This is a genomic window from Dactylosporangium sp. NPDC051087 (genome assembly GCF_055586325.1).
In genome coordinates this window covers 66,218-85,355 of sequence record NZ_JBVJIJ010000012.1, presented here as the reverse complement: position 1 = coordinate 85,355, position 19,138 = coordinate 66,218, and the positions used below count along the sequence as shown (strand labels likewise).

General features: G+C 73.8%; 15 protein-coding genes. 3 read left to right on the top strand and 12 right to left on the bottom strand.

Translation table 11 applies throughout. The annotated features are described in order from the left end of the window. Positions 1 to 1,034: 1,034 nt before the first annotated feature. From ACZ6TV_RS23405 to ACZ6TV_RS23385, 5 genes are all read right to left on the bottom strand, one after another. Positions 1,035 to 1,652 carry a hypothetical protein gene (locus tag ACZ6TV_RS23405; protein ID WP_465299350.1) on the bottom strand — a complete coding sequence of 206 codons (618 nt, stop codon included), beginning with the start codon at positions 1,650 to 1,652 and terminating at the stop codon, positions 1,035 to 1,037. 18 nt (positions 1,653 to 1,670) lie between these two features. Then, entirely contained in the window at positions 1,671 to 3,467 is a 1,797-nt protein-coding gene (locus ACZ6TV_RS23400; protein ID WP_465299349.1) for a GMC oxidoreductase, read from the bottom strand. 116 nt (positions 3,468 to 3,583) lie between these two features. Further along, positions 3,584 to 4,225 carry a response regulator gene (locus ACZ6TV_RS23395; RefSeq protein WP_465299348.1) on the bottom strand — a complete coding sequence of 214 codons (642 nt, stop codon included), beginning with the start codon at positions 4,223 to 4,225 and terminating at the stop codon, positions 3,584 to 3,586. After that, positions 4,222 to 6,174 (bottom strand): sensor histidine kinase, encoded by a 1,953-nt coding sequence (locus tag ACZ6TV_RS23390; protein ID WP_465299347.1) that lies wholly within the window; start codon positions 6,172 to 6,174, stop codon positions 4,222 to 4,224. Before ACZ6TV_RS23390 ends, ACZ6TV_RS23395 begins: the two co-directional genes overlap by 4 nt. Positions 6,175 to 6,192: 18 nt before the next feature. Beyond that, positions 6,193 to 6,882, bottom strand: a complete 690-nt coding sequence (locus ACZ6TV_RS23385; RefSeq protein WP_465299346.1) for a hypothetical protein — start codon at positions 6,880 to 6,882, stop codon at positions 6,193 to 6,195. A 76-nt stretch (positions 6,883 to 6,958) separates the two neighbouring features. Here ACZ6TV_RS23385 and ACZ6TV_RS23380 point away from each other — a divergent pair, with 76 nt between their 5' ends. Beyond that, complete coding sequence (locus ACZ6TV_RS23380; protein WP_465299345.1) at positions 6,959 to 7,597, top strand: class I SAM-dependent methyltransferase; 639 nt, start codon at positions 6,959 to 6,961, stop codon at positions 7,595 to 7,597. A 59-nt stretch (positions 7,598 to 7,656) separates the two neighbouring features. Here ACZ6TV_RS23380 and ACZ6TV_RS23375 read toward each other — a convergent pair whose 3' ends face one another. Next, complete coding sequence (locus tag ACZ6TV_RS23375; RefSeq protein ID WP_465299344.1) at positions 7,657 to 8,433, bottom strand: alpha/beta hydrolase family protein; 777 nt, start codon at positions 8,431 to 8,433, stop codon at positions 7,657 to 7,659. A gap of 182 nt (positions 8,434 to 8,615) precedes the next feature. Between ACZ6TV_RS23375 and ACZ6TV_RS23370 the strand changes: the two genes are divergently transcribed. Then, on the top strand, positions 8,616 to 10,121 hold the full coding sequence (locus ACZ6TV_RS23370) for a fibronectin type III domain-containing protein (RefSeq protein ID WP_465299343.1): 1,506 nt from the start codon (positions 8,616 to 8,618) through the stop codon (positions 10,119 to 10,121). A 73-nt stretch (positions 10,122 to 10,194) separates the two neighbouring features. Here ACZ6TV_RS23370 and ACZ6TV_RS23365 read toward each other — a convergent pair whose 3' ends face one another. Together ACZ6TV_RS23365 and ACZ6TV_RS23360 are read right to left on the bottom strand one after the other, a co-directional pair. Continuing rightward, the gene (locus ACZ6TV_RS23365) at positions 10,195 to 13,410 is read right to left on the bottom strand and encodes a GH92 family glycosyl hydrolase (protein ID WP_465299342.1); all 3,216 of its coding nucleotides are present in this window, start codon (positions 13,408 to 13,410) and stop codon (positions 10,195 to 10,197) included. Positions 13,411 to 13,720: 310 nt separating this feature from the next. Next, on the bottom strand, positions 13,721 to 14,005 hold the full coding sequence (locus ACZ6TV_RS23360) for a YggT family protein (protein ID WP_465299341.1): 285 nt from the start codon (positions 14,003 to 14,005) through the stop codon (positions 13,721 to 13,723). Between the two features lie 130 nt (positions 14,006 to 14,135). Here ACZ6TV_RS23360 and ACZ6TV_RS23355 point away from each other — a divergent pair, with 130 nt between their 5' ends. Continuing rightward, a complete protein-coding gene (locus ACZ6TV_RS23355) occupies positions 14,136 to 16,454 on the top strand; it encodes a putative bifunctional diguanylate cyclase/phosphodiesterase (RefSeq protein WP_465299340.1) in 2,319 nt (772 codons plus the stop codon). Between the two features lie 24 nt (positions 16,455 to 16,478). On the opposite strand, the gene ACZ6TV_RS23350 is transcribed toward ACZ6TV_RS23355, so the two are convergent. The 4 genes from ACZ6TV_RS23350 to ACZ6TV_RS23335 all read right to left on the bottom strand — a co-directional run bounded on the left by ACZ6TV_RS23350 (position 16,479) and on the right by ACZ6TV_RS23335 (position 19,133). Continuing rightward, positions 16,479 to 16,946, bottom strand: a complete 468-nt coding sequence (locus tag ACZ6TV_RS23350; protein ID WP_465299339.1) for a hypothetical protein — start codon at positions 16,944 to 16,946, stop codon at positions 16,479 to 16,481. Further along, on the bottom strand, positions 16,943 to 18,124 hold the full coding sequence (locus ACZ6TV_RS23345) for a hypothetical protein (RefSeq protein ID WP_465299338.1): 1,182 nt from the start codon (positions 18,122 to 18,124) through the stop codon (positions 16,943 to 16,945). Before ACZ6TV_RS23345 ends, ACZ6TV_RS23350 begins: the two co-directional genes overlap by 4 nt. A 60-nt stretch (positions 18,125 to 18,184) precedes the next feature. Beyond that, positions 18,185 to 18,667 (bottom strand): hypothetical protein, encoded by a 483-nt coding sequence (locus tag ACZ6TV_RS23340; RefSeq protein ID WP_465299337.1) that lies wholly within the window; start codon positions 18,665 to 18,667, stop codon positions 18,185 to 18,187. Positions 18,668 to 18,728: 61 nt separating this feature from the next. Beyond that, positions 18,729 to 19,133 carry a hypothetical protein gene (locus ACZ6TV_RS23335; RefSeq protein ID WP_465299336.1) on the bottom strand — a complete coding sequence of 135 codons (405 nt, stop codon included), beginning with the start codon at positions 19,131 to 19,133 and terminating at the stop codon, positions 18,729 to 18,731. Between the last annotated feature and the right edge of the window lie 5 nt (positions 19,134 to 19,138).

The window sequence follows — 19,138 nt, the reverse complement described above, 5'->3', positions numbered from 1 at the left end:
CAGGAGGCGGTTGGCGGCCAGTTGGGCGGCGTTCGTGGCGGCCTGGGCGGACAGCTGCGGCCACGGCATGACGCGGTAGCCCGTGTCCTGGAAGGCGCCGGCCTCGAGCCGGTGGAGCACCTCGTCGCGGTCCTCGCTGATCAGGTCCCGGGCCGGGCGGGTGTCCGCGGCGACGGTGGCGGAGGACGGCGGGAGCGCGGCGATCCGGTCGAGGACGCGAGCGGGCAGCGGCGGTGCGGCGCGGGCCGCGGTGAACGCCGCGAAGCCGTCGAACATGTCCGCCGGCACGTAGCCGCGGTCGCGCAGCGGGGCGACGAAGTCCTGGTACTCCCGCCAGGACTCCTCCACCGAGGCGGTGCGGCGCAGCGTGCCCGCGGCGGCGCTCCCGGCGAGGGCGGCGAGCGCCGCGTCGGCCTCGCGGTCCAGCAGCTGGTCGATCGGGGCGGCGATCCGGCTGTACAGCCTGGCGAACACCAGGAAGAGGGGCCGCACGGCGGCGATGTCGTCGACGATGACCCGGCCGCGGTGGGCGACGGCGACAGCGCCCCGGTGGCGGGTGCGGCGGCTCAGCTCGTGGCCGATCGTCGCGGTGAGCTCGGTGACGGTCGTCGCGGTGAGCAGCGGCGCGCCGAGCTCCAGGGTGAGCCAGCCGCCGCGCAGGCCGAGCAGCCCGGCCTCCTCGACGGTCCTGACCTTCGGTGTCGCCACGAGGCGGATCTCGTCCGGTGCGCGGCCGCCGAGGGCGCGCACGATCCGCCACAGCTCGGGCGCCCGGGTCTCGGTGAGCCGCACCCCGGTCGGCGACGGCGGCCGGGCCACGAGCACCCGCGTCGCCGCGAAGAGGATGCCCAGGTCGACGGCGAACGCGAGGCAGAAGAGCAACGACGACCACCGCAGCGCGAGGAGCCCGGCGACGAGGAGCCCGGCCAGCAGCACCAGGACCATCGCGTAGAACCCGATGAGCAGCGCCACGGCCGCTCGTGCCCGTGCGGCGATCATGCAGACGTCCTCCCCCGATCGCGTCGGGTGGAAGGCTAGTCGACGATCTCCAGTTCGTAGTGGTCGCCCGAGCGCTGGAAGCCGAGGCGGCCGTAGTACGGGGCGACCATGCCCGGCGGGGTGAGGACGCGGCGGTAGCCGAGCGCGGTGAGCAGGCCGCTGCTGCGGAAGACGAACTCGCCGGGGCTGACGTCGCGGAAGCGTTGCGTGACGTAGTCGAGCTCGATCTGCGCCACGCCCGGGGACTCGGGCCGCAGGATGAGGACGCCGACGACCTCGTCGCCGCGGGTGATCAGGAACGCGGCGCGGCCGGGGGCGTCATCGAAGCTGAACGACGGGTTGAACTTCGCCAGGTCCGCCCAGTGCACGCGCAGCACGTGGGCGAGGAACGTGTCGTCGGTGCCGACCTGCACGACGGTGTAGGTCGCCTCGTCGTGCCGGGTCCTGTGCATCCGGTACAGGTGCCAGGCGTTGATCCCGGTCATCGCCGCGTTGAGGCCGACCATCGGCCAGACGCTCAACGCGGCGTTGTAGGCGACCAGGATGACGGACCCGATGAGGTTGAGGATGCGCAGGCGCAGGAGCCTTGCCTGGGACAGCGACCAGACGAGCACCGCCGACCCGGCCCATCCGATGACATCGAGCCAGTTCACCGTTGCAGGATAAGGGTCTCAGCTCATCGTGTACGGGGTGTGCCGTTGTTCGAGGGAGCCGTAAGGGTCGCGGGCCCGGTTCTTCGCCTCGTCGGTGCGCAGGTCCGCGAGGTGCTGGGCGAGCGCGACCATCGTCATCGTCGGGTTCCACGACCCGCTGCGCGGCCACAGCGACCCGCCGGTGACGTAGACGTTGTCGACGCCGCGGGGGCGGTAGTCCAGGCCGACGGGCGCGTCGTCGTGCTCGCCGATCCACAGCGTGGAGCCCTCGTGGACCAGCGCCGGGACCCGGATCTGTTCCGTGGACGGTCGTTGCGGCAGCCAGCGGCCGTGCCGGCCGTCGGGGTCGACGTGCCAGTACTCGACGCGGCCGGGGCCCTTCGCCGACAGGACCTCCTCCAGCATCGCGAACGTCGCCCTGTCCATCGTGTCCCACGTGGAGCCGTCCCGGTCGTTCTGCACGACCTGCAGCAGCACGTTGGTGGTGGGGTCGGCGGCGTTGGGGCCGTCGGGGTGCCGGTGCAGCCAGTTGTCGGGGTTGTCGGCGTCGAGCTCGCCGAGGACCGCGCACACGAACACCACGTGCTCGGTGGACGATCGCAGCTGCTCGGGCGTGGCGGTCGCGACGACGTCCGGCATGTGCCGGGCCGCGGTCTGCGCGTTCTTCTGCGGGTCCCGGTCGGCGAGGACGGTCAGCTGCACGTGGAACTGGCCCTGGCTGCCCTCGTCGAGGCCGGCCAGGTAGATGGCGCCGAGCTCCAGGTCGCCGATCTCGTCGGCGTACGGGAAGTCCTGCCGCGGGACCCGGGCGACGACGGCGCTGATGAAGTGCGCGGTGAAGCGCTCCCCGGCCCGTTGCAGCTGCGGGAACGAGTTGAGCAGCAGCGTCGTCGGCGGCAGCGTGCCCATGGCGAGGACGACGTCGGCGTCGCCGACGGTGATCATGCCGCGGCTGGTGTCGAGGGCGGTGGCCCGGCCGTCCTGCGAGACGACCCGCCGCACGGTGCAGTCGGTGAGGATGTGCAGCGGGCTGCCGTGCCCCTCGACGGCGAGCTTGCGCTGCTTGTCGACCAGCCCGAGCAGCGGCCCGGGCGTGGCGAACTTGTCGAAGTCCAGCCCGTGCAGCTGCGGCGCGCCGACCGCCAAGGGCGCGGCCATGACCCGGGTCGCGGCCGGGATCCGGCCGAGCTCCGCGCCGAGCCGCTCGGTGAGCCGGTGCTGCAGCACGCCGAAGACGGGCCGGGAGCCGGGCGGCGGTGCCGTCGGGCCGCTGTCGATGTCGTTCGCGGACACCACGTTGAGGAGGCGTTCCGCGGACCCGAAGTACTCGTGGGCGACGTCGATGACCGGCCGTGGCCAGCCGGCCATCTCCGCCTCCGTCGGCCGTGGGCACCATGCGCTCCACATGATGGACCGGCCGCCGACGAACGGCACCATGCCGTGCTGCCAGCGGATGTGCTTGCCGTTGACGGTGCGGGACGAGAGCGTCCACGGGAACGTCTCCGACAGTCCGCCGAGGGTCTGCTCGTACGGCAGCGGCAGGTTCTGGAAGTGCTCGGCGAGGAAGAACGTCCCGCGCTCCAGCATCAGGATCCGGGCGTCGGGCCGGCGCTGCAGGACCTGCTCGGCGAACGCGAGACCGCAGTGGCCGGTGCCGATGACGATGTGGTCGAAGCGCTCCTGCGCGCGGATGCGCTCCCAGTCGTCGGCGCCGACGAAGAAGACGTTGTCCATGACGGCCTGGCCGGTCGGCTGCTGCGGACCGGGGACCGGATAGCCGTAGTTGGCGTTCGGGGTCGAGGCTGCGGTGTGCATGGCTTCAAAGACCTCCGGGGTGGTGGGTCGAGGTCCAGACCAGGGGGAGGGAGCCGGCACCAGCGAGCCTACCGGCGCCACCACCCGCCGATCTTGAGAATCGACGAGCCCTGAGGTCAGCCGAGACCGGCCTCGCGTGCCAGGTCGATGGCCTGTGACCGGTCGGCGACCTGCAGCTTCGCGAAGATGTTGGAGACGTGGTTGCGGACCGTCTTCTGGCTCAGGCCGAGCCGGGCGGCGATCTGCGGGTTCGTCAGGTGCTGCGCGACGAACGTGAGGATCTCCTGCTCCCGGGACGTGAGTCCGGGGATGCTCGGCGCGGGCGGGTCGCGGTCGACGTTGGTGAAGTACCCCATGAGCCGGGTCGCGATCGCCGGGCCGAAGATCGCCTCGCCGTCGGCGACGACCCGGACCGCCCGGATGATCTCGACGCGCCTGGCGCCCTTCAGCACGTACCCCCGGGCGCCGGCGCGCAGGGCGGCGAACACCGAGTCGTCGTCGTCCGCCATGCTCAGCACGAGCACCCGGATGTGCGGGTTGGTCTCCAGGATGCGCCGGGTGGCGGCGATCCCGCCCATGCCGGGCATCGCCAGGTCGAGCAGGACGACGTCGGGCTGCGCGCGGGCGAGGGCGGTCAGCGCCTCCTCGCCGCTGGCCGCCTCGCCGCAGACCTCGACCTCGCCGGTGGTGGCGAGCAGCGCCCGCAGCCCGGCCCGGAAGTGCGCGTGGTCGTCGACGATCAGCACCCGTACGGTCACGGCTCCTCCTGCGGCGGTCCCAGCGGCAGCCGCGCGGTGACGGTGGTGCCCGCGGCGGTCGAGGCGATGTCGAGGGTGCCGCCCAGCTCGGCGGCGCGCTCCCGCATCGAGTGGATGCCCACCCCTTCGCCGGCGGCGGCGACCGCGGCCCGGCCGTCGTCGGTGACCGACACCCGCAGCCGGCCGCCGTCCAGCCGCAACCCTAGCCGGACCGAGGTCGCGCCCGCGTGCCGCCGGGCGTTGGCGAGGGCCTCGACGGCGATGCGGTACGCGGCGACCTCCACCGCGGCGGGCAGCGCCGGCAGCTCCGCGACCGCGTCGACGCCGACCTGCGGCCCGCCGGGCGGCCACCCGGCGAGGTGGGCGGTCAGGGCACCGGGCAGCCCGAGCGTGTCCAGGGCCGGCGGCCGCAGCCCCTCCACGAGCCGCCGCACGTCGGCGACCGCGGTCTCCGCGTCCCGGACGATCTCCTCGAGCAGGGTCTGCGCCGCCCCGGAAGCGCCGATCGCGAGGGCCGCCTCGGCGCGCATCGTCAGGCCGGCGAGGGTCGGGCCGAGACCGTCGTGCAGGTCGCGGCGCAGCCGCCGGCGCTCCTCCTCGCGGGCCTGCACGAGCTGCTCGCGGGAGCGTTGCAGGTCCGCGGCGAAGCGCCCCGCCTGCACGGCCGGGCCGATGTGCCGGGCGACGTCGGTGAGCAGCCGCAGGTCCCGCGGGCCGAGCGCCGCCTCGCCGGGGCGCGGGCCGATGAGCAGCGCGCCGACGGTGACCCCACCGGCGACGAGCGGCAGCTCGACCGGGGCCGGTGGCCGGTTGCCGAGCTCGTAGGAGCGGCCGTCGTCGGTGTCGATGCGGATGTACGACAGCTGCAACGCCTCCCGGACGGTGGCGGTGCTCGTGGCGAGGACGGCGAGGGGGTCCTGGACCTGGGTGAGCCGCTCACCGAGCCGGGCGAGGACCGTGTAGGGGTCGTCGCGTTCGCCGTACACCAGCAGGTTGACGCGCCGCTGCACCTGCTGCCTGGCCGTGCCGAAGACGAGGGCGGCGGCGACCGCGGCGACCACCGAGGAGGCGCCCAGCCAGCCGACGATGACGAGGTACGCGCAGCCGACCCCACCGGTCAGCACGACGAACACGGCGGTCCGGCTGATCAGCAGGTCGATGTCGAACAGCCGGTGGCGCAGCACGGCGACGCCGATCCCGGCGGGGATGCACGCGAGGGAGACGCTGCCGGCGAGATCCCACCAGCCGGCCTCGGCGGGCCAGACCCGGTCCGGGTCCGCGTCGGTGAGCCCGGCGGCGAGCCGGCCGACGACGACGAGCGCGACGAGCCCGATCGAGTACGCGAGCCACCGCGCCTGCGCCCGCCGGACCCCGGTGGCGGTGGCGGCCGCCCCGACGACCCCGGCCGCGCCGGCGACGAACAGCAGCCCGGCGCTGACGGTGAACGCCGCCTCGGTGACGTCCGCGACGCCGGTGAACCCGGCGACGCCGAGGGGGTTGGCCAGCCCGTCGGGGCCGACCTGGTCGTTGTGCCCCGGCCGCAGCGCCCCGGCGACGGCGGCGGCCGCGCCGAGCCCGGCGACGCCCCACAGCGCCCGCGTCATCCACCGCCCGGGCCGGCCGGACGGGAAGAACGCGGGCAGCGCGGCGAGGGCGAGGTTCGCCGGCACCCACAGCCAGGTCTGCGGCCACGCCGCCGCGGTCGCGCCGGGCAGGCCGCGGATCGCGTACTGGCCGAACGCCTCCAGGAGCACGAAGCACGCGGCGCCGAGCAGCAGGAGCCGGCCGAGCGGGTTGGCCGGCCGCCGCCGCAGCACCAGCCCGCCGGCGACCGCGCAGGCGGCGACGGACAGCAGGTGGCTGACGCCGGCCGGCGGTGCGCCGTTGCCGATGGCCAGCCAGCCCGCCGCACCGGCGACGGCAAGGGTGGCCCACGCTGCGCGGTGCATCGCCTCAGACCCTAGCGATCAGGGTGTCCCGGCGTCCCGGGACATTGTCCCGCCCACGCCGAGCCCCAGTCCGGCGACGACCACCCACAGTGCGGCGGGGAACAGCGCCGCGTACTGCGCCGGGAACGCCTGCGTGGCGGCGACGAGCACCGCGAGCACGACGCTGACGCCGGCCAGCCAGCGGCTCACCGACCCGTGCCGGAACCCGCCGGCGGCGACCGCGGCGGCGGCGAGCCCGGCACCCGCCCACAGCCAGGCGATCGTGTTGTAGATCTCGACCATGGCCGCGATCGTGTCGGGGTCCCAGCGGTCGGGTTCGCCGAGCGCCCAGTACAGCTCGGTGCACAGGCCGCCGCCGACGAACGCGGCCACGGCGGCGAGCCCGACGCCGGCGGCCGCGACCCCCGGCACGAGACTGCCGGCGGGCTCCTGCACGGCGAGGTGGCGGCGCAGCCCGGCGGCGAACACGATCAGGCACGCCGCCGCGATCACGCTGCTGACCTGGTACACCCAGACGAGGTCCCGGTGCGCGACGATCGCCGCCACGAGCGAGGCGTTGTCCTTGAGACCTTCTGCGCTGCCGTCGACATCGGCGGTGAGGTTGGATCCGAGGAAGAGGCCGGTGAACCCGGCGAGCCCGCCGGCGGCGCCGGTGAGCGCCCACGCGCGCCGGGGCCGGATGCGGGTCTGTGCGATGACGTTGTCCATGGCGGTGAGCGTGCCGGGCCACTGTCCCAAGCCACATGGGGCAACCGATCCCGCCCGTCCGGGACACAATGGCATGATGCGGTACCGCGACGTCCTCGGCCCGCTGCGCGCCGCCTACGACGGGGCGGCCGGCTGGCGTGACGGCCTCGCCGCCGTGCCGTGGAAGGTCGCCGAGCGGGCCGCGTTCGCCGGCCGCCTGCCCACCGGCGCGCGCCTGCTGGAGGTCGGCGCCGGCACCGGCCAGGACAGCGTGTTCTTCCAGGGGCAGGGCCTCGACGTCGTCGCCGTCGACCTGTCCCCGGCGATGGTGGCGTACTGCCGGGCGAAGGGCCTCGACGCGCACGTGCGGGACGTCCTGTCGCTCGGCTTCCCCGGCGGCTCGTTCGACGCCGTGTACACGATGAACTGCCTGCTGCACGTGCCGAACCGGGACCTGCCGGCGGTCCTGGACGCGGTCGCGGCGGTGCTGCGCCCCGGTGGGCTGCTCTTCGCCGGCGTGTGGGCGGGTCCCGCGCCCGGCGAGGGGCACGTGGAGGACGACGAGCACGAGCCGCCGCGGTTCTTCTCGTGGCGCGGCGACGAGGAGCTCCTCGCTTTCGCCCGCCGCCGATTCGACGTCGTCGACTTCCACGTCGTGCCGGTGGGCGAGCGCCGCTTCCAGTCGCTGACCGCCGCCGTGGCCGCACGGCGGCGGTCGCCGTCAGAAGGTCGCTGACCGCCGTCGTGGCTACGCGGCGGCGTTGGCCGTCAGGAAGTCGCTGACCGCCGTCGTGGCTACGCGGCGGCGTTGGCCGTCAGGAAGTCGCTGACCGCCTTCGCCGCCTCCGGGGCGCCGTCGGCGGCGATGGTGAGCAGTGACGTGCCGTGCAGGCTGCCCGGGACGAGGGCGATGCGGCGGCGCGGGTCGGTGGTGGCGTCGTACATCGTCTGGGCCGCGGCCGCGAACGACGACTCGCCGGTCGCGGCGACGAACAGCACCGGCGCCGCGATCTTCGGCACCGCGGCGGCGGCGTTCTCCCCCGCGTAGGTGTCGGGCGCCGACAGGCTCACCACGGCGGTGACCGGCGGGGTGGCGGCGGCGGCCGCGACGAGGACGGCGGTGCCGCCGCGGGAGGCACCGACGAGGACGATCCGCTGCACGCCCTGGAGGGTCCGCGTGTACGCCACCGCCGACAGCACGTCGCCGGAGGGCGCGGTGCCGGTGCCGCGCTGGGAGCGGCCTTCCCCGGAGAAGTCGAAGGCCAGGACCCGGTAGCCGGCGGCGGCCTCCTGCTTGGCCCAGGACAGCCAGGAGCACGCGTCGGCGCTCGCCTGCGGCGCCAGGACGAGCACCGTGCCGCCCGTGCCGAGGAGCACGCCGGTCAGGTGGCCGCCGGTGCCGGGGAACGCGACCTGCTTGTCGTTGAGCTCCGGGTCCGCGCAGCGCCGGTCGGTCGGGCTCGGCGCCGCCTGCGCGGCGTTGCCGGAGGACGGTGCGGTCACCGCCGGGGCCTGCGGGGTGCCGCCGCAGCCGGCGAGGACGACGACGATGGCCAGCCCGATGCGTCTCATGCCGGCTCTGACCTCCGGCACCGGACCCGGGTTGCGTCCTTTACCCGATGGTGACCCCGATCGGCACGGATCCTTTCACTCTGGCACCAGCAGGAGCGAATGCATCCCAGACACGTTGAGTAACTACTACATTGCTGTAAGTAGGTGATTGTCCAGAATGCTCCCGAGGGGGACCGATTCCCGTGCTGACCAGATCCGTCCCGCGCCCCGCCCGCCGCGGCCTCCTCGGGCCCGGGCGAGCCGTCCGGGCGGGTCTCGCCCTCGCGGCCGCCGGCATCGTCGTCGTCGGGGCGACCGGCGGCACGGCGTTCGCGTACAACCGTCCCAGCCCGGACGGCGGCCCGACGGTGCGGACGCACGGCGTACACGCGGCGGACGGCGAACGGCAGTCCAACGACCGCAAGGCCGGCAAGTCACCCGCCCGCCCCAAGGCCGACGCCAAGGCGGACGTCAAGCCCGACGCCAAGCCCGACGCCAAGGCCAGCAAGACGAGCAAGGCGAAGGCGAAGGCGAAGGCGAAGGCGAAGGCCAAGGCCAAGGCCAAGGCCAAGGCCAAGGCCAAGGCCAAGATGAACGCCCAGGTCGCCGCCCGGAACAAGGTCGTCGCCAAGGCCAAGCCGAAGGCCACGTGGAAGGCCCCGCACAAGGCGCCCGCGGCGAACCCGCCCGCCTCCGACGGCATGATCGCCTCCACCACCCCACCGGCCGCCGCCACCGACCCGGCGACCAACCCCACGACCGGCGCGGCAACAGGCTCGGCGACCGGCTCAGCAGGCGGGTCGGCAAGCGGGTCGGCAAGCGGGTCGGCAAGCGGGTCGGCAAGCGGATCGCCGGTGGGCGGTCCGGGGACCGCGAGCTCGACCGACCCGAACAACTCGGTGGCGCCGATGGCCCCGGTGTCGGTCGGGCCGCCGGCTCCGCCGAAGGCGGTCACCGTCACCGTGTCGGGCCCGTCGGCGCTGACGGTGTCGTGGAGCGTCGACGTCAGCGCGACCGGCATCGTCGACCACTTCGAGGCGACCGCCGCCGAGGACAGGTCCAGGACCTGCCGGACGCCGACCAACGCCGCGACCAGCTGCACCGTGAAGGGCCTGGCGGCGGGCACCACCTACACGTTCGTCGTCCGCGCGGTCGGGGTCCCCGGCGCCGGCGTCTCCAAGCCCAGCGAGACGTCCGCCCCGGCGGCGCTCAACGCCGCCGGCACCGCCCTGTCCAGCCCGGCAGCCCAGGCAAGCCCGGCCAGCCCGGCAGCCCAAGCCAGCCCGGCAGCCCCGCCGTCGGTGGACGCCCGGCCCGCCCAGGCCCGGTCGGGCGTGAAGATCGTCGCCCCGGACCTCACCCGCCGCGACCCGGCCGGCCCGCCCGCGCGGACCGCCGAAGACTCCGCGCACCGGAACAACGCCACCGGCAAGGCCACCGGCAAGGCCACCGGCAACGAGAAGAGCCGCGACACCGCACAGCCCGCGACCGCCGGCCAGCAGCACGGCACGGCCGGTAGCTTCGGCGATCTGCTCGGCCTCCCCGACGGTACCGCCGCCGCGCCCACCACCGAGACGGCCGCCGGCGGCACCGGTGGCGGCAACCGCACGCGGACCGGGGTCCTCGCCCTGATGGGTCTCGGCGGTCTCCTCGCGGCCGGGCTCGCCGCGTTCGGTGTCACCCGCGCCCGCCGCGAGGGCACGCTCTGACCCACGGACGGAGGCGCCCCGGCACGATCCAGGTGGATCGTGCCGGGGCGTTCCCCCGCCCCAGGGGGTCCGGTTATCCGAAGGCCCGCAGCTCGTAGATGCGGGTCGCGGTGTCGGCGGTCTGCGTCGGGGTGGTGATGTTGAGCCGGACGTAACGGCCGGAGACGCTCACCGGGTGGGTGGTGTTCGCCGCGGTGTTGTTCGTGACGGTCACCGGGGTGGTCCAGTTGGTGCCGTCGGTGGACACCTGGATGGTGAACGCCTTCGTGTTGTAGTCCGCGGACTCGCCGCCGGCCTGGGCGTGGGCCACCTCGAAGCGGCTCAGCGCCCGGGTCGAGCCGAGGTCGACCTGCAGCCACGCGCCGGCCACACCGGAGCAGAACTTGTCGGTGTTGCCGCCGCCGGTGCTGCCGTTGACGGCCTTCTCGGGGCCTTCGGCCGCGGCGCACGCCGTGGAGCCGGTGGCGGGCCGGTTCAGGGCGAGGTTCGTCGGGACGGTCGCCGAGCCGTACGCCTCCAGTTCGTAGATGCGGGTCGCGCCGTCGGTGTTCTGCGTCGGCGTGGTGACGTTGACCCGCACGTACCGGGCCGTGGTCGACCCGAACTGGTGGATGGTCACCGGGTCCGCGTTGTTGGTGACGGTGACCGGGGTCGACCAGCTGCTGCCGTCGGTGGACAGCTGCACGTTGAACGCCTTGGTGTTGAAGGCGGCCTGCTCGTTGCCGGCGCCGGCGTGCTTGATGACGACCTTGTTCACCGACGCGGCGGAGCCGAGGTCGACCTGCAGGAACGAGCCGGCGACGGTGGAGCAGAACTTGTCCGGGTTGCCGCCGGTGACGCTGCCGTTGACGGCCTTCGCGGCCGACTCGTCGGCGGCGCACGCCGTGGAGCCCGTCGTCGCCTTGTTCAGCGCCAGGTTCACCGCGGGGGCCGGCGGCGACGTGTGGTTCGACGACGGCGGGGTGTCGCCGGCGCCGGTGCCCCACGAGCCCGGCGTGCTGGACACCGTGTAGGCGAGGTTCCCGCCGTGCGCGATGTCCGACTGGGACAGCCACGTCCGGCTGAAGCCGCTGCCGCCGAGGGACGCCGAGGCGATGTAGCGGTTGCTGTCGCTGACCGACGGGGCGGTGATGTTGAGAACGCCGCCCTGCTGGCTGCCGTACGACCCGATCGTGACCTTCGCCGACGGGAACTGCGGCGTGCTGACGCCGTAGAAGTTGGCGCCGTTCATCAGCGGGTACAGGCCGAGCGAGGAGAACACGTACCACGCCGACATGGTGCCGAGGTCGTCGTTGCCGGTGACGCCGTTGGGGCCGTTGGTGAACAGCGTGTAGGCGGCCCGCAGCACCGTGGAGGTCTTGTACGGCTGCCCGGTCCACAGGTACGTGTACGGCGCGAGCAGGTCGGGCTCGTTGTTCGGGTTGTACGTGGTGAAGCTGTAGTAGTCGTAGGCGCCGTTGACCCACGTGTTGTGCGCGGTCCCCGACGGGTCGGTCAGCAGGTTGTTGTAGGCGAAGAACTGGTCGAGCCGGTTGTTCGCCGCGGTCTTGCCGCCGAGCAGCGACACGAGGCCGTCCGGGTCCTGCGGGACGAGCCACTGGTACTGGTAGGCGCCGGCCTCGTGGAAGGTGTGCGCGCCGTCGGTCGGCGAGTAGGACGGGCCCCAGACGCCGTTGGCGTTGCGCGGCCGGAAGAAGCCGATCGACGGGTCGAACAGGTTGCGGTAGTTCTGCCCGCGCGCCTCGAACATCGTCGCGTCGGCGGTGTTGCCCAGCGCCCGCGCCATGATCGCCAGGGACGAGTCGGCGGCGGCGTACTCCAGGGTGGCGGAGCTCGGGAACTTGCAGTCGTGGTCCATCGGCAGGGTCGGGCCGCACTGGACGCCGGTCGGGATGTAGCCCAGCGACATGTAGTACGGGTTGCCGTTGCGGCCGTTGATGTTCGTCGGTACGCCCATCGCGTTCTTGCGCAGCGCGGTGTACACCTGCGACTCGTAGCCGCCCAGCAGCCCGCGCGCCCACAGGTCGACGAGGAACGGGGTGACGGGGTCGCCGGTCATCGTGTTGGTCTCGGTGTTGGCGAGGGACCACTTGGGCAGCCAGCCGAGCTCACGGTCGACGGCGAGCAGCGACAGCCCGTAGTCGCGGGCGACCTGTGGTTCCAGGAGCGCGACGAGCTGGTTCTGCGCCCGGTAGGTGTCCCACAGCGAGAACGTCTGGTACGGCGTGTACCCGGACGCGGTCCGCACCACGTTGTCGAAGCCGCGGTAGGAGCCGTTGACGTCGCCGGCGAGGTTCGGGTGCAGCAGCGAGTGGTACAGCGACGTGTAGAACGCGACCTGCCGGTCGGTGCTGCCGCCGTCGACCTCGGCCTTGTGCAGCTTGGCGTTCCACGTGTCGCGGGCCGCGTTGCGGATGGTGTCGAAGTTGAAGCCGGCGGCGCTGGTCTCGGCGGTGAGGTTGGCCTGCGCGCCGGCGATCCCGGTGTACGACAGGCCGACCTTCGCGGTGACGACCCGGTCCGACGAGGTGTCGAAGCGGACCCAGCCGCCCTTCGCGCCGGTGCCGCTGGAGGCGCGGCTGCCGCCGGTGAACGTCGTGCCGGACCAGGTCCCGAACGACGCGAACGGCCGGCTGAACTTCGCCGAGAAGTACACGGTGTGCGCGGGGGCGTTGGCGCAGAACCCGGCGGTGGTCACGGACCCTTCGACGGTGTCGCTGCCGACGATCGAGATCGACGAGGACTGCGCGCCGGTGCCGCTGCCGCGGGCCTGGGCGGTGTTGAACAGCACGTTGGCCTGGGTGCTGGACGGGAAGGTGTACCGCTGCCAGCCGCTGCGCAGCGTCGCGGTCAGCTCGGTGGTGACCCCGTTGGGCGTGGCGAGGCGGTAGTAGCCGGCGGTCGCCTGCTCCTGCGCGTGGTTGAGCGTCTGGCCGTAGGTGTTGGGGTCGGCGGAGTTGACCGCGCCGATCGTCGGCATGAGCGGCACCTCGCCCTGCACGGGGCAGCCGACGCCGGACAGGTGGGTGTTGGAGAAGCCCCACACCTTGCCGTGGTCGTAGTTGTACCCGGTGCCGTGCCCGGTGTCCGGGCTGACCTGCACCATGCCGAACGGCAGCGCCGCACCCGGGAAGGTGTTGCCCTCCTTCTGGGTGCCGATCATCGGGTTGACCAGCGTGGTCAGGTCCGCCGGCACGGCCGCCTGCGCTTGCACGGCGGGCAGCGCGGGCAGGCCGGCGACCGCCGCCGCGACCGCTACCAACAGGGTCCTCAACCTCAGTCTGCTCACGAACGCTCCGATCAGGTGCCACCCGGCGAGCCGCGACCGCCGGCTGCACCCGCGTCGGTGCGCCGTGGCGTGTGCGGCTGGTTCGGTGGGTTGGGCGGGGGGACGGGGGACGTGCCGCTGTCCCGGCGCGCCGATCGCCGGGGTGGAGTCGAGCTCGATCGAATCTGGTGGAAGGTTGCGAGGCTTCCTTGCTGGAGAGGTTGGTCGCTCCCCCGAGTTCTGTCAATACTTGACATTTGCCATGGGCATCGATCCGGACACAGAAACGCCCGCCGCGCCGGGTGGCGGGCGGGCGTTGCGGGTGAACCCCTTAGATCAGGCCGATGACCGCCCGCAGGACGATGATCGCCAGGAAGACGACGATGAACGCCAGGTCGATGCCGACGCCGCCGAGCCGCAGCGGCGGCAGGACGCGGCGCACCGGCGCGAGGATCGGCTCGGTGACCGCGAACACCCCGGCCGTCAGCCGCGAGCGGACCGAGCCCTCGGCCGACGGGCCGGCCAGGACCACGCTCCAGTCGAGGATGGCCCGCGCGACCAGTAACAGCTGCACCAGCAGCAGCACCAGACTCACGATGCCGAGAACGAGACCCATTGGACGCCTCCAGTGACCGGGCGGGACATTTCCTCAACTGTGCGTCACGAATCTGTGGATCCGCTGAGTGCCGGCTGAGTTTTCATTCACGATCGGGTTCCGCGTGCCGATGCCGACCAGTGTGAGAAGCGTGACCGGCTGGCGTCCGACAGGCGTGCTGCTCGGGGCCGCCGCCGTGCTGGTCCTGTCGCAGGCCTGGTTCGGGGTCGGCCTGACCCGCCACACCCCGCCGCTGGTCAGCTGGATCGCGCTGCCGCTGGCCGTGGGGCTGGCGGTGCGCGCGTGCTGGGCGACGAGCGTCGCGCCGGACCTCGCCCCCGCCGCGAAACGCTTCTGGCGGCACATCGGGCTCGGCATGGTCTTCATCGGGCTCGGCGGCGTCAGCAACGCCGCCGACATGCTCCTGGAGCGCGTCGCTCCGCAGCACGTCAGCGGCATCACCGCGGCCGTGTACCTGATGGGCCTGCTGGTCATGCTGTGGGGCCTGCTGCGGATCCCGGGCGCCCAGCGCACCCGCGGCGAGTGGCTGCGCTTCGGCCTGGACACCGCCACCGTCCTGGTGACCGTGATCACCTTCGCCTGGCATTTCATCTTCCGGCACTGGGAGCGCTGGTCCGGCGGCAACACCACCGGCACCTGGGCGGTCCTCGCACTGATCGCCACCGGGTCGGTGTGCGTGTTCGCCTTCGTCAAGGTCGCGTTCACCGGCACCGGCCCGCTCGACCGCAGAGCCCTCTACCTGCTGGCGCTCGCCGGCGGCGGCGGCGCGACCGGCGGCGCCCTCACCCCGCTGCTCACCGACCGGCCGCACCTCAACGGCACCCCGGTCGTGCTGCCCCTCACCTGCTTCGTCCTGTGCCTGGCGGCCGACCGGCAGCGGCGCGCCGCCGGGGTCGAGCCACCCGTGTCGGCGCGGCGGCAGCGGCGGCCGTTCGTCCCGTACCTCGCGGTCTTCGCCACCGGGGTCCTGCTGCTCGCCGACGCGGCCGACGGCGGCGACGACGTGCTCGGCGTCGCGCTGGGGACCGTGGTGCTGGTGCTGCTCGTCGCCGCCCGGCAGGCCGCCGCCCTGCGCGACAACGCGATCCTCGTCGACACCCTCGACAGCCGGCTGCACGAGCTCGAGGAGTACCAGCAGACCCTCGCCTGGCAGGCCACCCACGACGCGCTGACGGGGCTGGCCAACCGGCGGCTGCTCATGCAGTACACCGGCGAGATCCTGTCAGCGGTCTCAGCGGCGGGTGAGGACGCGGTCGCCGTCGCGCTGGTCGACGTCGACGACTTCAAGGGCATCAACGACGACCTCGGCCACGCGGTCGGCGACGCGCTGCTGACCGCCGTCGCCAAACGCCTCACCCAGCTGCGCCCGGCGGGAGGCCTCGTCGCCCGGCTCGGCGGCGACGAGTACGCGCTCGTGTTCCGCACCACCGGCGAACCCCATGCGCTGCAGGTCCTCGCGGGGGTGACCACGGAGCTGCGCCGCCCCCTCGACGCGGCCGGGCACGCGCTCGTCGTCGAGGCGAGCATCGGCCTGGCCCTCGGCGCCGGCGAGCGCACGTCGTCGGAGGAGCTGCTGCGCCGCGCGGACGTCGCCATGTACGCGGCGAAGGCCCGCGGGAAGGGCCGCCGGGTCACCTTTGAGCCGTGCATGGACCGGCACAGCGCCGAGCAGGCCCGCACCGCCGCCGACCTGCGGGTCGCCCTGGACACGGGGCAGCTGCGGCTGCACTACCAGCCGATCGTGCGGCTGTCGGACGGGCGTACCGTCGCCGTCGAGGCACTCGTACGCTGGCAGCACCCGGAGCGCGGCATGATCCGCCCCGACCTGTTCATCCCCGCCGCCGAACGCACCGGTCTCATCGTCCCCGTCGGCCAGTGGGTCCTCACCGAGGCCTGCCGCCAGGCCGCCCGCTGGCGCGACGAGCACGGCGCGCTCGAATACGTGTCGGTCAACGTGTCACCGCGCCAGCTGCGCGAGGCCGGCTTCGCCGCCCAGGTCCAGGCCACCCTGCGCAGCACCGGCCTGCACCCCGGCCACCTCACCGTCGAGGTCACCGAGACCGCGGTCTTCGACGGCGGCCCCGGCCTGGAGGAGCTGCACCAGCTCAAACGCCTCGGCGTCAACGTCGCCCTCGACGACTTCGGCACCGGCCACTCGTCCCTCGGCCTGCTGCGCACCTGCCCCGTCGACCTGCTGAAGGTCGACAAGTCCTTCATCGACAACATCACCGACCAGGGCGAGCGGTCCGTCATCGCCGAGGCCCTCATCGGCATCAGCGACGGCCTGCGCCTGCGCGCGGTCGCCGAGGGGGTCGAGACGCCGGAGCAGGCGGAGGTGCTGCGCCGGATCGGCTACCGCTACGCCCAGGGGTACCACTTCGGCCGCCCGATGCCCGCCGACCAGCTCCTCACCCACCTGACCGCCACCGACCCCGCCACCGTCGGCTGACCCGCCACCGTCACCCCGCCACCGTCACCCCGGAAGCGGCGCCTCGCAGACGGCGCAGACGTAGTCGCCGTCGTGGACGATGTTGCGCTGGCCGCAGCCGGTACAACGGCGGAAGACCACGACGTCCGTGAAGCCGCCTGGGTGCGGGACGCCGGCCGCGTCGAGGGCCCCGGCGACGGCGGCCCAGCACTCCGGGCCGGGGCAGTAGCCGGTGGACTGGTTGCTGACCCTGTCGACCCGGCACCCGGCGAACCCCATCTCACCGGCGGCAAGGACCGGCTCACCGGCGGCGCACGCGACGTGCTCGCTGCGACGCGGTGCGAGGCGCAGCGTGCCGCGCACGTCGACGACGTACGTGAACGGCTCGGCGAGGTCGCCGGCGGACCGCACCGCGAGCCACGCGCCGAGGTCGTCGCGGGACCGGATCACGCCCACGTCGACCGGCGGCAGGTCGCGGTGCTCGGCCGGGCCGACGTACCCGTACCGCTTCACAGTCTCGCCCTCGCCGCCGCGCGGACCTCGGGGGTCTCGAGGGCGTCGTCGCGCAGGACGGCGATCCGGTGCAGGATCGCCGGGCTCAGCGGCACCAGCTCGACGGCGAACCGGCGCACATCCGCCTCGCAGTCCCACAACCCCTCGGTCAGCTGCCGCTGCGCACCCTCGGGGTCCAGGGCCGCGTACGCCCTGAGCGTGGCGGCGCGTTCGAACGAGTGGGGCGTGAACCAGGCCCGGCGCAGCTTCGGCACCGCCGCGGCACACCCTGTGCGGGCGAGCCCGGCGGCGAGCGTGTCGTAGCCGCACAGGTCGCCCTCCCGCCGGTCCAGCCACGCCCACGCGTCGAGCAGGGTGGGCGCGTCGTCCTCGTCGCCGTGCGCGGCGAGGATCCGGTACGCGGTCCACGTCATCGGGTGCGGCGGCCGCGCCGCCCAGGTCCGGGCGAGCGGCACCGCCGTGGCGCCGAGGTCCATGAGGGCGCCGCCGAGCGGGCCGCGCAGGCCGGCCGGGAGGGTGTCGGCGAGGTCGAGCAGCGCCGGTCGCGGGCCGCGCCGCCGCAGCGCCCGCAGCGCGTGCCGCTGTTCCTCGGCGGTGCCGGTGCGGACCCTGGTGAGGAGCTGCTCGTCGGTGTCGTCGCGGCACCCGCATCGGCGGTCCGGGCGGCGGGCCGCGGCGACCGACGCGGCGATCCGGTCGTCGCGGGCGGCCCAGTCCGTCCACGGGCGCGTCGCCAGGAGGGCGTCGCCGGGGCCGAGGCGTCTGCCGGCCACGGGCAGCAGGTCGTCCCACAGCTCGGCGGGCAGCTCGCGGGCGACCTGCTGCAGGACGTCCGTCCAGCGCGGGCCGGTGCCGGCGTACGCGCGCAGCCCGTCGACCGCGACCTGGTCACCGCCCCGGGCCAGGACGCACAGGACCTCGAGCGCGTTGCCGAAGGCGTTGTCCTCGCCGCCGGCACCGAGCAGGTCGAGCAGGTCCCCGACCGGCAGCCGCAGGTCGCGGACGAGCCGGGCCAGGTACACGGCCCGCTCGTCGACGCCCCAGAACCACCGGTGGTCGCGCCGGACGCAGGCGAGGACCGCCTCCGGCACCTGGGCGGCCTGCGCCGCGCCCCGCCCGAGACCGTGCTGCAGCGCCCCCACGACGGTGGTCGGTCGCTCGTAGTACCAGCCGCTCAAGCCGTCCATGGTCCGCCCGGTCCCGTCCCGGGGCGACCGATTTCCCAGCGGGGTGGGCGGTCAGTAGGTGCGGTAGCGGCACCAGGAGCGGGCGGCGCGGGTGTTGAGCAGGATCAGGAACAGCGCCGGCAGGACCGCGCTGAGGATCGTCGACGGGGTGAGCAGCGACGTGCTGTACACCTGCCAGGCGACCGACGCGAGGCTCAGCACGTTGAGGGCGATGAGCACGATCCGGGCCCAGTTGCGGCCGCGCTGGACCTTGCGGCCCAGGACGATCGCCGTGAGGCCGATCAGGGCGAGGACGCCGGCGACGACCGCGACGGCCGGGGTGAGCGTCGAGCCGTAGGTCCCGAGCCGGTCGCCGAGCTGCGCGGAGAACTCGGAGGCGGCGAAGACGAAGAGCGCGGCCACGCCCAGGGTGAGCAGGCCGCCGAGGTACTGGAAGATCGCGACGACGTGCAGGGAGGCGGGAGCGGTCGTCCGCACCGGGTGCGGAGCGTATGCCTGCTGCTGCGGGTATGCGGGGTAAGTGGGGTAAGCCATACCGAGGAGCATCGTCCGGTCGCGGCCCGGGCGACTCGCACGTTCATGCCAACCGCGGCTGTCAGCCGGGGCCGCGTCGCGCGTACGGCAGGGCGGCACCGTCCCCGGCGTAGACGACCCTGCGGTCGCCGAGCGGGGCGGACAGCGTCAGGCCCTCCCACGCCATGGAGTTGCTGGCGCCGAGCCCGGCGCAGTTGCCGTCGCCCCGCGGGGTGCGGCTGACGACGTCGTACACGCGGACCTCGGTCGGCGACTCGGCGGCGGTGACCGAGAACTGGCCGGAGCACCAGCCGTCGAGCGTCCACGGGAAGCCGATCATGATGGTGTTGGGGTCGCCGCCCTCGCCGAGGTCCGAATACGCGGTCGGGCGGTGCCGGGTCTCCGGCGGGCCGACCTCGTCGCCGAAGTAGAGGGCCGCCCCGACGAGGCCCGCGAAGAGCACGATGACGACGCCCCAGTAGCGCACGCCGT

Bases quoted from the DNA above. Each gene is read 5' to 3' on its own strand.
- ACZ6TV_RS23400 (WP_465299349.1), bottom strand. From the start codon at position 3,467: ATGCACACCGCAGCCTCGACCCCGAACGCCAACTACGGCTATCCGGTC.
- ACZ6TV_RS23390 (WP_465299347.1), bottom strand. From the start codon at position 6,174: ATGCACCGCGCAGCGTGGGCCACCCTTGCCGTCGCCGGTGCGGCGGGC.
- ACZ6TV_RS23385 (WP_465299346.1), bottom strand. From the start codon at position 6,882: ATGGACAACGTCATCGCACAGACCCGCATCCGGCCCCGGCGCGCGTGG.
- ACZ6TV_RS23380 (WP_465299345.1), top strand. From the start codon at position 6,959: ATGCGGTACCGCGACGTCCTCGGCCCGCTGCGCGCCGCCTACGACGGG.
- ACZ6TV_RS23375 (WP_465299344.1), bottom strand. From the start codon at position 8,433: ATGAGACGCATCGGGCTGGCCATCGTCGTCGTCCTCGCCGGCTGCGGC.
- ACZ6TV_RS23360 (WP_465299341.1), bottom strand. From the start codon at position 14,005: ATGGGTCTCGTTCTCGGCATCGTGAGTCTGGTGCTGCTGCTGGTGCAG.
- ACZ6TV_RS23340 (WP_465299337.1), bottom strand. From the start codon at position 18,667: ATGGCTTACCCCACTTACCCCGCATACCCGCAGCAGCAGGCATACGCT.